Annotated in this window: 10 protein-coding genes; 9 read left to right on the top strand and 1 reads right to left on the bottom strand. The window is 69.4% G+C overall.

The genetic code is table 11. The features are described from left to right. Positions 1-533 precede the first annotated feature (533 nt). Both M8I34_RS40755 and M8I34_RS40750 read left to right on the top strand, forming a co-directional pair. Positions 534-836, top strand: coding sequence for a DUF4193 domain-containing protein (locus M8I34_RS40755; protein ID WP_003982531.1), 303 nt, complete (start codon positions 534-536; stop codon positions 834-836). Between the two features lie 14 nt (positions 837-850). Then, positions 851-1,747: a hypothetical protein gene (locus M8I34_RS40750; protein WP_374211059.1), complete on the top strand. Its 897-nt coding sequence runs from the start codon at positions 851-853 to the stop codon at positions 1,745-1,747. Positions 1,748-1,770: 23 nt separating this feature from the next. On the opposite strand, the gene M8I34_RS40745 is transcribed toward M8I34_RS40750, so the two are convergent. Continuing rightward, positions 1,771-2,214 carry a DUF3093 domain-containing protein gene (locus tag M8I34_RS40745; RefSeq protein WP_250058109.1) on the bottom strand — a complete coding sequence of 148 codons (444 nt, stop codon included), beginning with the start codon at positions 2,212-2,214 and terminating at the stop codon, positions 1,771-1,773. Between the two features lie 58 nt (positions 2,215-2,272). On the opposite strand from M8I34_RS40745, the gene M8I34_RS40740 reads away from it, so the two are divergent. The 7 genes from M8I34_RS40740 (at position 2,273) to kdpC (ending at position 9,120) form a co-directional block, all read left to right on the top strand. Next, a complete protein-coding gene (locus tag M8I34_RS40740) occupies positions 2,273-2,866 on the top strand; it encodes a PaaI family thioesterase (protein WP_030993548.1) in 594 nt (197 codons plus the stop codon). Beyond that, complete coding sequence (gene dut, locus M8I34_RS40735) at positions 2,863-3,384, top strand: dUTP diphosphatase (protein WP_250058108.1); 522 nt, start codon at positions 2,863-2,865, stop codon at positions 3,382-3,384. Before M8I34_RS40740 ends, dut begins: the two co-directional genes overlap by 4 nt. A gap of 1 nt (position 3,385) precedes the next feature. Next, on the top strand, positions 3,386-4,150 hold the full coding sequence (locus M8I34_RS40730) for a DUF3710 domain-containing protein (protein WP_030089251.1): 765 nt from the start codon (positions 3,386-3,388) through the stop codon (positions 4,148-4,150). Positions 4,151-4,477: 327 nt separating this feature from the next. Further along, the gene (gene kdpF / locus M8I34_RS40725) at positions 4,478-4,567 is read left to right on the top strand and encodes a K(+)-transporting ATPase subunit F (RefSeq protein ID WP_033264828.1); all 90 of its coding nucleotides are present in this window, start codon (positions 4,478-4,480) and stop codon (positions 4,565-4,567) included. 31 nt (positions 4,568-4,598) lie between these two features. Beyond that, on the top strand, positions 4,599-6,314 hold the full coding sequence (kdpA, locus tag M8I34_RS40720) for a potassium-transporting ATPase subunit KdpA (protein WP_250058110.1): 1,716 nt from the start codon (positions 4,599-4,601) through the stop codon (positions 6,312-6,314). Between the two features lie 32 nt (positions 6,315-6,346). Next, the gene (gene kdpB, locus M8I34_RS40715; RefSeq protein ID WP_250058107.1) at positions 6,347-8,446 is read left to right on the top strand and encodes a potassium-transporting ATPase subunit KdpB; all 2,100 of its coding nucleotides are present in this window, start codon (positions 6,347-6,349) and stop codon (positions 8,444-8,446) included. A 5-nt stretch (positions 8,447-8,451) separates the two neighbouring features. Continuing rightward, complete coding sequence (gene kdpC, locus M8I34_RS40710; protein ID WP_250058106.1) at positions 8,452-9,120, top strand: potassium-transporting ATPase subunit KdpC; 669 nt, start codon at positions 8,452-8,454, stop codon at positions 9,118-9,120. Positions 9,121-9,192 lie beyond the last annotated feature (72 nt).

The raw sequence follows: 9,192 nt of genomic DNA, 5'->3' as shown, positions 1-9,192 counted from the left end.
GCTCTGACGCAGGCCACAGGGCGGTTGTACGCCCGCTGGAGCGACTGTGCGCCCCCGCGGGCAGTCGTCGGACATCTGTGCGTACGATCGCCCGTCTCGCGGCCGTACGCCGCCTCGCCTGCCGGTTTGACGAGAAGGGGGGTCGGCGTGGATCCTTCGCCGAGTTCGCTTTGCGCTGAATTGAACCGGTCCGCCTGCCGGTCTGTGCGTGTGTGATGCCTCACAGGCGCGATTTTCCAGCCATCTACGCTCCGTGATCGAAAACCACGTCGGAATGCCGGGGAAGTCCGGGTTTCCGGGGGGTGACATCACGGGAAGTACAGGTGGTGGGCTGCGCGAGGTGCGACATTCGGACCGTGTACGGTCCTGATCGCCATCCAAACCGATCACCTCTTCAGGGGTGCGGTTGGGTGTCGATTGAGTAACAGACCTTGATGTGAGGCAAAATCTCCGCCTCAGGTCGGGCACAAGTCCGGCCTCTCACGCGTTACGAGCGCTGAGACACCGCAGACACCCAGAGGGGGAGAGCGAAAATGGCTACGGATTACGACACCCCACGCAAGACCGACGACGACCTCAACGAGGACAGCATTGAAGAGCTGAAGTCGCGGCGCAACGACAAGTCCGCCTCGGCCGTCGACGTCGACGAGTTCGAGCAGGCCGAGGGCTTGGAGCTGCCCGGAGCGGACCTGTCCAACGAAGAACTGGCCGTGCGCGTGCTGCCCAAGCAGCAGGACGAGTTCACGTGCATGAGCTGCTTCCTGGTCCACCACCGCAGCCAGCTGGCCGCGGAGGACAAGAACGGGCAGCCGATCTGCCGCGACTGCGCGGCCTGAGACCGGTCTACGCCGTGGCAGGCGTGAACCCGTTCCGCAAGGGCTCCAAGGGCGTCAAAGGCTCGGCGGCCGGCGCACGATCACGCGAGGAAACCGCGCCCGTGCCCGCCGACCCGACCGCCCTTCCCGCGGAGCGGACGACCGGTGCGTCGCCGTGGGGACACCTCCCGCTCGAGCGAAGCCGAGAGCGGGGGAGGGGCCGCACGGCCTCGCTCGCGGCCACGGTCGGCCGCGGTGCCGGGAGAACCGGCGGCAGGGTGCGGGCTGTGCTTGCCGTGACCGCCGACCGGATCATCGACACCGCCCCGCGGATCCCGGTCCGTGACCTCGCCACCCTGCGCGCCCAGTTCCCCGGACTGACCCCCGAGGACCTGGCCGACAAGCTCGTCGCGGGCGCCTGCCGGGCCACCGCGACCGTCGGAGCGGGCGTCGGCGCGGCAGCGATGCTGCCCGTACCGCCCGCCATGCCGGCCGAGCTGGCCGCCGAGGTCACCGGCGTCGCCTCGATCGAGATCAAACTGATCGCCGAGCTGCACGAGGTCTACGGCCTCCGGCCCGCCGGGAATTTCCGGCAGCGGGGCATGGCCTATCTGACGTCCTGGACGGAGGAGCGGGGCGTCGACCTCACCAAACCGGCCTCGCTGAACATCGCGCTCGGCGTGCAGATGAGGCGGGAACTGCGCCAGCAGATCATGAAGCGCACGCTGCGCAACCTCCCCAACCTCACCCCGTTCATGATCGGCGCCACCGTCGGCGCGTTCATGAACCGCAGGGACACCAGAAAAGTTGCGGAAAAGATCCGTAAGGATCTGCGCACGAAGCAGGTCCCCTGGGAGGCCCTGCCCGACTCGGCGCCGGCCGCTCCGAGGGACGGTGGACCGGCCGAAGAAGCCTTGCCCGAGGGCGACTGACCTCCCGCCTCCGAAAGCGCAGCTCAGGCGCGTACGGCTGCCAGCGCCGCCACCAGGCGCTCCGGCGCCCGCGTCGAGAGATAGGCGTACGGCGTCGGGTCCTGCGGATCGGTGATCTCCACCCGCACCGCGGTGCGGATATAGCCGCGCAGCAGCATGAACGCGCGGGCGTCGGCCTTGTGCGTACGCCACGCCAGCGCCTCGTCCGCGTCCAGCGCCCGCGCCTCGCCCAGTGCCGTCGCCGGGATCTTCGCGTCGCCGGCGATCAGCGCACCGCCCACCACCCGGATCCGCGCCGAGCCGTACGTGCTCACCGCCACCGCGGACAGCGCCGCCCCGCCGATCAGGCCGCCGAGCATCGGAAGCGTCCCCAGGGGGAGCAGCATCAAGGCGCAGGCGACGCCGATCAGCGCGGCGATCACCCACCAGGACCGGGGCGCGGTGAGGCGTTCTTCGTACGACTGCATGGCTCCAGCTTGGCACGGCGGCGCGGGCCCCTTACGCGCGCGGGTAGGGTCTGCACTCGTGAGTGGAACTGACGAACCCAGGGCGCGGTTGACGCCACCGGCGGACGCCGTCGCTCCGGTCCGGCATGCCGACGCGCCGGCACCCGGAGAACTCCTCGGCGCGCACTACGACCGGTGCTTCGGCTGCGGCACGGGTCAGCCGCACGGCCTGCATCTGGAGGCGCGGGCCGGAGACGGCGTGAGCGTGTCCGCCGAGTTCACCGTCAAGGAGGCCCACCAGGGTGCGCCCGGTCTCGCGCACGGCGGAGTACTGGCCACCGCGCTGGACGAGACGCTCGGCTCGCTGAACTGGCTGCTGCGGGTGATCGCGGTGACCGGCCGGCTGGAGACCGACTTCGTACGGCCGGTGCCGCTGGGCACGGTGCTGCACCTGGACGCGCGGGTCACCGCGGTGCACGGGCGGAAGATCTACTCGACGGCCGTGGGGCGCATAGGCGGCCCGGACGGTCCCGTCGCGGTGCGCGCCGAGGCCGTGTTCATCGAGGTGAAGGTCGACCACTTCATCGACAACGGAAGGGCCGAGGAGATCCAGGCGGCGATGGCCGACCCGGACCAGGCCAAGCGAGCGCGTGCCTTCGAGGTGAACCCGTGAGTCAGGTACGGAATCCGGTGGATGTGCTGCTGCGGCGGCTGGATGCGGAGGTGCCCGTTCCGTCGTACGGGCATCCCGGCGACGCGGGGGTGGACCTGGTGACCACCGAGGCCGCCGAGCTGGCGCCGGGCGAGCGCGCCGTGCTGCCCACCGGGGTGTCGATCGCCCTGCCTGACGGGTATGCGGCATTTGTGCATCCGCGGTCCGGACTGGCCGCGCGCTGCGGCCTGGCGCTGGTGAATGCCCCCGGGACGGTGGATGCCGGGTACCGTGGAGAGATCAAGGTGATCGTGGTCAATCTCGACCCGCGCGAAAGCGTGCGGTTCGAGAGGTTCGACCGGATCGCCCAACTGGTCGTCCAGCAGGTCGAGAAGGTGCGCTTCCACGAGGTGGCGGAACTTCCCGGCTCGGCGCGGGCCGAGGGGGGATTCGGTTCCACCGGCGGTCATGCGGCGGTGGGCGGCTCCACGGGCGGGAATGAATACGCATCGGTCGGTGCCGACCGGGAAGGACAGTGACGTGTTCGGACGTCGCAAGAAGAACGAGGCTCCTGAAGAGTCGGTCGAGGACACCACGCTCGACGAGCACGCGGTGAGCGACGCCGACGAGGACGAGGCGCCGCAGCAGCGGCTCAATCTTCCGCCCGCGCCGCGCCCCGACGGTCCCTGGGACGCGTCGGAGGTCTCCGAGCCCGGCGAGGGCCGGGTGGACCTCGGCGGGCTGTTCGTGCCCGGTGTCGAGGGCATGGAGCTCCGGGTGGAGGTCGCCGGTGACGCGATCGTCGCCGCGACCGTGGTGCTTCAGGACAGCGCCGTACAGCTACAGGCCTTCGCCGCCCCCAAGAACGAGGGCATCTGGGGCGAGGTCCGCGAGGAGATCGCCGCCGGCATCACCCAGCAGGGCGGCGTCATCGACGAGGTCGAGGGCCCGCTGGGCTGGGAGCTGCGTGCCCAGGTACCGGTACAGCTGCCGGACGGCACGAACGGTGTGCAGGTCGTGCGCTTCGTCGGTGTCGACGGCCCCCGGTGGTTCCTGCGCGGTGTGATCTCCGGGCAGGGCGCGGTGCAGCCGCAGGCCGCGGGCGTGCTGGAACACATCTTCCGGGACACCGTCATCATTCGCGGCGACGCCCCGATGGCGCCCCGCGACCCGATCGTCCTGAAGCTGCCGGACGACGCCCAGATGGTGCCGGACGGTGTGCAGCAGGAGCCGGTCGAGCAGTCGCGCTTCGGCGGCGGTGTGGAGCGCCTGGAGCGTGGACCGGAGATCACCGAGATCCGCTGAGCAGCTCCGGCGGCCGGGCGGCGTCAAGGCGCCCCGGTGACGGCCGGATCGTGACGGTCGCAAGGGCCCGTACTCCCCGATGGGGGGTGCGGGCCCTTCCGTTGGTGCAGGTCAGGTCGCGATGCGTAGGAAAGTCGTCAACGGGGCGCTAATGGCCGTAAGGGAGGCGTCAACGGCGGTCACATGCGGCGGGAACAGCGCTTTGCTCTAGGGGTCCGTTCCTCCCCGATTCAACTAGGAGCACACGATGGCCGACGTGGCCTTCGTCGTCGTCACGATCGCGGTCTTCGCGCTGGTGGCTCTCGTCGCCAAGGGGGTGGCGAAGCTGTGACCGCGGAAAACATCGTCGGCCTGGTCGTGGCCGTCGCCCTGCTCGGCTACCTGGTCCTCGCCCTCGTCTTCCCGGAGAGGTTCTGAGGTGTCGACTGCTGCTGCCGCGGCGGGCCACATGAGCCCCGTTCTCGCAGGCGTGCTCCAGCTGACAGCGCTCGTCGCGGCGCTGGCCCTGGCATACCGTCCCCTCGGCGACTACATGGCCGCCGTCTACAGCTCTCCCCGGCACCTACGCATAGAGAAGGTCATCTACCGTTGCATCGGCGCGCATGCGGACGCACAGATGCGCTGGCCGGCCTATCTGCGCGCGGTCCTGGCGTTCTCCGCGGCGGGTGTGCTCCTCCTCTACCTGCTCCAGCGTGTCCAGGGTGGTATGCCGCTGTCCCTCGGGTTCGCGTCCATCAGCCCGGACCAGGCGTTCAACACCGCGGCGTCCTTCGTCGCCAACACCAACTGGCAGTCCTACAGCGGCGAACAGGCCATGGGCCACGTGGTGCAGACCGCCGGGCTCGCGGTGCAGAACTTCGTCTCGGCCGCCACCGGCATGGCCGTCGCCATCGCCCTTGTCCGCGGCTTCGCCCTGCACCGAGGTCCCGGCTCCGCACGAGCAGGGGGCACCCCCGTCCGCACCGGCGAGCTCGGCAACTTCTGGGCCGACCTGGTGCGCGGCACCGTACGGGTGCTGGTCCCCCTCGCCGTCATCGGCGCCGTCGTCCTGGTCGCCTGTGGTGCCATCCAGAACTTCTCCGGCATCCATGAGGTCGGCCAGTTCATGGGCGGCTCCCAGCAGATCAACGGGGGCGCGGTGGCCTCCCAGGAGGTCATCAAGGAGCTGGGCACCAACGGGGGCGGCTACTTCAACGGCAACTCCGCCCACCCCTTCGAGAACCCCGACGCCTTCACCAACCTCTTCGAGGTCTTCCTGATCCTCGTCATCCCGTTCGCGCTCACCCGGACCTTCGGCAAGCTCGTCGGCAACGTGAAGCAGGGCTACGCCGTCCTCGCCGCGATGGGCATCATCTGGCTCGGCTTCACCGCGCTGATGATGTGGACCGAGTTCGCCCACGGCGGCCCGGCCCTGGAGGCCGCGGGCGCCGCCATGGAAGGCAAGGAGACCCGCTTCGGCGTCGGCGCCTCCTCGATCTTCTCGGTGGCCACCACCCTCACCTCCACCGGCGCGGTGGACTCCTTCCACTCCTCCTTCACGGCCTTCGGCGGCGGCATCCAGCTGCTCGGCATGATGCTGGGCGAGATCGCGCCCGGCGGTGTCGGCTCCGGCCTCTACGGCATGCTGGTCATGGCGATCATCGCGGTGTTCATCGCCGGACTGATGGTGGGCCGCACCCCCGAATACCTCGGCAAGAAGATCGGCACCCGCGAGATCAAGCTCGCCGCCTGCTACATCCTCATCACCCCGACGCTGGTGCTCGGCTTCACCGCCGCCTCGATGGTGCTGCCGGACGCGCTGGGCTCGATGCTCAACACCAAGGCGCTGGGCGCCGGTTCGCACGGCTTCTCCGAGGTGCTCTACGCCTTCACCTCCGGCGCCAACAACAACGGCTCCGCGTTCGGCGGCCTCAACGCCAACACGCCCTGGTACAACACCACGATCGGTCTGGCGATGCTGCTCGGCCGCTTCCTGCCGATGGTGTTCGTGCTCGCCCTGGCCGGCTCGCTCGCCGAGCAGAAGCCGGTCCCGGAGACCGCGGGCACCCTCCGTACCGAAAAGCCGCTGTTCGCCGGGCTGCTCGTCGGCACGATCCTGATCATCACCGGTCTGACCTACTTCCCGGCGCTGGCCCTCGGGCCGCTGGCGGAGGGGCTGTCATGACCGTCCCTGTGAAACCGGAGGAGCCCGGCTCCATGTCCACCGCCACTCCGACCCGCGCTCCGCACCAGGACGTCCCGAGTGGGCACAAGCCCGGCGACGGCCGTGTGGGCGGCGGGCTCTTCGACCCCAAGCAGCTGATCACGTCCCTGCCGGACGCGGTACGCAAACTCGATCCGCGGGTCATGGTCAAGTCGCCCGTGATGTTCGTCGTCGAGGCCGGCTCCGTGCTGACCACGATCTTCGCGTGCACGGCACCCTCCGACTGGTTCGGCTGGGCCATCGCCGCCTGGCTGTGGCTGACCGTCCTCTTCGCCAACCTCGCCGAGGCGGTCGCCGAGGGCCGCGGCAAGGCGCAGGCCGACACCCTGCGCAAGGCCAAGACCGACACCGTGGCGCGCCGGCTGAGCGGGAGCAGCGAAGAACAGGTGCCCGGCACCGAGCTGCGCATCGGTGACCTCGTCGTGTGCGAGGCCGGCGACATCATTCCCGGTGACGGTGATGTGGTGGACGGGGTGGCATCCGTCGACGAGTCCGCCATCACGGGGGAGTCGGCTCCGGTCATCCGTGAGTCGGGCGGTGACCGCTCCGCGGTGACCGGCGGTACGAAGGTGCTCTCCGACCGCATCGTCATCAAGATCACGACGAAGCCCGGCGAGACCTTCATCGACCGGATGATCAACCTCGTCGAGGGGGCGGCACGGCAGAAGACCCCCAACGAGATCGCGCTGAACATCCTGCTCGCCTCGCTCACCATCGTCTTCCTGCTGGCGGTCGTCACCCTCCAGCCGTTCGCGATCTACGCGGGGGCCGAACAGCCCATGATCGTGCTGCTCGCCCTGCTGGTCTGTCTGATCCCGACGACCATCGGCGCGCTGCTCTCGGCCATCGGCATCGCCGGGATGGACCGGCTGGTGCAGCGCAACGTCCTGGCCATGTCCGGCCGCGCCGTCGAAGCCGCAGGCGATGTATCGACATTGCTGCTCGACAAGACCGGCACCATCACCCTCGGCAACCGCCAGGCCGCCGAGTTCGTCCCCGTACGCGGCACCACCGAGGCCGAGGTGGCGGACGCCGCCCAGCTGTCCTCACTGGCCGATGAGACGCCGGAGGGCCGCTCCATCGTCGTCCTCGCCAAGGAGAAGTACGGGCTGCGCGAGCGGCACCAGGGGGAACTGACCGATGCCGAGTGGGTGCCCTTCACCGCCCAGACCCGGATGTCGGGTGTGGACGTCGACGGGCGCAAGGTCCGTAAGGGCGCGTCAGGTTCGGTCATCGCCTGGGTCAAGGAGCGCGGCGGCAGTGTCGCCGAGGACGCGCAGCAGCTCACCGATGCGATCTCGCAGGCCGGCGGCACGCCGCTGCTGGTCGCCCTGGAGGACGAGAGCGGGCCCCGCGTCCTGGGAGTCATCCACCTCAAGGACGTCGTCAAGGACGGCATGCGCGAACGCTTCGTCGAGCTGCGCAAGATGGGCATCAAGACCGTCATGATCACGGGTGACAACCCGCTGACGGCCAAGGCCATCGCCGATGAGGCGGGTGTGGACGACTTCCTCGCGGAGGCCACCCCCGAGGACAAGATGGCGCTCATCAAGCGGGAGCAGGCCGGCGGCAAGCTGGTCGCGATGACCGGCGACGGCACCAATGACGCACCCGCGCTGGCGCAGGCGGACGTCGGTGTGGCCATGAACACCGGCACCTCGGCCGCCAAGGAGGCCGGGAACATGGTGGACCTGGACTCCAACCCGACCAAGCTCATCGAGATCGTCGAGATCGGCAAGCAGCTGCTGATCACCCGGGGCGCGCTGACGACCTTCTCGATCGCCAACGATGTCGCGAAGTACTTCGCGATCATCCCGGCGATGTTCGCGGTGGCCTACCCCGGCCTGGACACCCTCAACATCATGCGGCTGTCCAGCCCCAACTCCGCGATCCTCTCGGCGATCATCTTCAACGCGCTGATCATCGTGGCGCTGGTGCCGCTCGCCCTCAAGGGCGTGCAGTACCGGCCGGTCAGCGCCGACAGGATGCTGCGCCGCAACCTCGCCGTCTACGGGCTGGGCGGCCTGATCGCGCCGTTCATCGGCATCAAGCTCATCGACCTGCTCCTCACTCTCATCCCCGGAATCGGGTGACCGCCGTGAACAACTCCGTACGCAACACCGCCCGGTTGATCGGAGCGGGCCTGCGTGCCCTGCTCGTACTGACCGTGGTCTGCGGGGTCATCTACCCACTGGTGGTCACCGGGGTCGCGCAGGCGGCGTTCCCCGGCAAGGCCAACGGGTCCGAGGTGAGCTCCCAGGGCAAGGTGGTCGGCTCGTCGCTGCTCGGCCAGCGCTACGACAAGGGCAAGGACAAGAGCGGCAACCCGGTCCCGGACCTGAAGTTCTTCCAGCCGCGCCCCTCGGCGGGACTGGGCAGCAACAGGACCAACGGGGTGAACACCCAGTACGACCTCCAGGTCTCCGGCGCCTCCAACCTGGGCGCCACCAACACCGACCTCGTCAAGGCGGTGAAGGAGCGCAAGCAGTGGGTCTCCGAGACGTACGGGGTTCCCGAGTCGAAGGTCCCGGCGGACGCCGTCACCTCGTCCGGCTCCGGCCTCGACCCGGACATCTCCCCGGAGTACGCCCAGGTGCAGACCGCCACCGTCGCCAAGGAGAACCACCTTCCCATCGCCACGGTGGAGAGGCTGGTCGCGCACCACACCGACGGGCGCACCCTCGGCTTCATGGGGGAACCACGGGTGAACGTCCTGGAGTTGAACATCGCGCTGAAGGAGCTGGTGCGGAGCGCGGGGGAGGGCTGAGCGCGCGCTAGATGGTTGTGTGTGGGCGAGGTCGAGCCTGGGGGTGGGGGCGGGCGCTGTTGTGGGGGTGGG

The sequence above is a fragment of the Streptomyces sp. MCA2 genome, from assembly GCF_023544705.1.
Lineage (GTDB): Bacteria > Actinomycetota > Actinomycetes > Streptomycetales > Streptomycetaceae > Streptomyces > Streptomyces decoyicus.
The sequence above is the reverse complement of the archived record's forward strand: the minus strand, read 5'-3'. Positions and strand labels throughout refer to the sequence as shown.